Source organism: Frankia sp. CcWB2 (assembly GCF_977927585.1).
Window position 1 is genome coordinate 1 of the sequence record NZ_CDWRCM010000246.1, and the last position, 1976, is coordinate 1976.

2 protein-coding genes are annotated in these 1976 nt (G+C 72.9%); both read right to left on the reverse strand.

What is annotated here, in order from left to right:
* Positions 1 to 566: response regulator transcription factor (locus ACY45C_RS19475; RefSeq protein ID WP_462189007.1), on the reverse strand; the 566-nt coding region annotated here is incomplete at its 3' end.
* A gap of 93 nt (positions 567 to 659) precedes the next feature.
* Positions 660 to 1976: bis-aminopropyl spermidine synthase family protein (locus ACY45C_RS19480; RefSeq protein ID WP_462189008.1), on the reverse strand; the 1317-nt coding region annotated here is incomplete at its 5' end.

Here is a 1976-nt window from a genome sequence, read left to right on the forward strand (position 1 = left end):
TCCAGGAAGGCCAGCAAATCGTACTCCCGCGCCGTCACCTGGACCGGACGGCCGTCGACGGAGATCCGCCGGCTGCGCCGGTCGAGGACGAGCGGCCCGTGCCGGACCACGTCGGAGCCCTCACCGGTGGCCCGGACGGCGCGCCGCCGCACCGCCCGTATCCGGGCCAGCAGTTCGGCGAATCCGAATGATTTTACCAGGTAGTCGTCGGAACCGAGGTCCAGGGCCTCGACCCGGTCCGCCTCGTCCCCCCGAGCCGTCACCACGATCACGGGGGTGTCCCCGCGCTCGCGGATGCGCCGGCACACCTCCGCGCCGTCGATGTCGGGCAGTCCCAGGTCCAGGAGCACGAGGTCGGGCGGGGACACGCCGTCGACCCGGGCGAGCGCGGCCTCCCCGGTCCGCACCCGGTCGGCGGTGTAGCTGGCACGGTCCAGACCGCGCACGAGCTGGGTACCGAGGCCGTCGTCGTCCTCGACTACCAGTACCCGGGCACCGAGGGGGTCGGGATACCGCTGCAGGTCCGCTGCGTGTGCTCGAGAGCCGTTGCCTGCAGGCGTCGCCATAGCATGACAGTAGGCGGCACTGGGCGCGTCCGGCCGCCGGCCCCGCGGGTGCCACCGCGATTCCGCCGTCGCCAGCTCCGATTCCGTCAGTATCTACTCGTTTCGTAACGTCTGCCCATTTTGCCGGATCCAGCCCGGTCTCACCGGCTCGGCCGGCAGCGTGTCGCCGGACGACAGCGCGGCGAGGATTCCCTCGAGGGCGTGCCGGGGAAGATCGATCAGCCGGGCGGCTAGCAGGTCGGGATCGCGCGCGACCCGGGTCACGGCGGCCCGGGCGTCGCGCTGGGAGAGCGTGCGCCCCGAATCCTCCCGGACGATCCGGATGAGCCCGTCCCGCCAGACGTTGCCGATCTTGCCGTGCGGGCGGTCCAGCAGCCACCGGGCGAGCCGGTCGGCGGGGCCGAGCGCCGCCGGGTCGACGGCCGTGAACGTCACGAGCCGCAGGTCCCCGAGGTCCCGGGTGGGGGTGGCGGTCCACTTCGCCCGCAGCTGCCGCAGCGGGTCACCCTGGGCCCGCCGGCGGCGGACGCCCAGATCGGGGTGATCGGAGGAGACGACGACGGCGAGCCGGTCCGCGTTGACCGCCAGGAGGAGCCTGGTCAGCCAGGGGCCCGGATCGTCCGACAGGTCGGTGGCCACGCTGACCGTTCCGTCCTCGGTCGAGGCGCCGGGCCCGGTCGAGGCGAACGCGGGCAGCCCCCGGTCGAACACGGTCGCGAGACGCACGTGGACCGCGTCGACCTCCCGCCGCTCGCCAACGAACACGGCACGGCCCGCCGGTCCGGTGGCGAGGAAGGCGGCCACCGCGTCGAGGACCGGGGCGGTCAGGCGCGTCGGCCGGCTCTGCGTGGACTGCCGGCCCCGGGTGTAGATGGCGGCCGTCGCGGTTGTGGCCGCCGTGGCCGCCGTGGCCGAGCGGTCCAGCTGCTTCCAGGTGGTCGGGGTCGGCTGGCAGACGTACATGTCGGCTCTGGCACCCACCGCCTCCGCGCCCTCGTAGACGTGGAAGCCTGGCCAGATGGCCTCGAACACGAAGCCCTGATCGATCAGCGCCCGCTGCACCTTCCAACCCAGCGTCGGTACCCGGTCGCTGAACCCGTAGGCCAGCAGGACGCGACCATGCTCGCGGTCCGCGAGACCCTGCGCACCGCGCCCGGTGAACAGCGCCACGCCCTCCGGGGTGTAGGGCGGATCGGTGAACGCCAGATCGGCCGTGCCCACCACCGCCGGCGGCAGGCCGAAGCGCAGGTCGGCGTAGAGGCACCGCAGCCGGACGCCCAACGACCGGGCCGAGCTGTCCAGGTAGGCGAGCAGCTCGTCGTCGATGTCGACGACGGTCACGGTGAGCCCGTCAATCAGCGAGACCGCAGCCAGCGAGGTGAGATCATGATCACCTATGCACAGCAGATG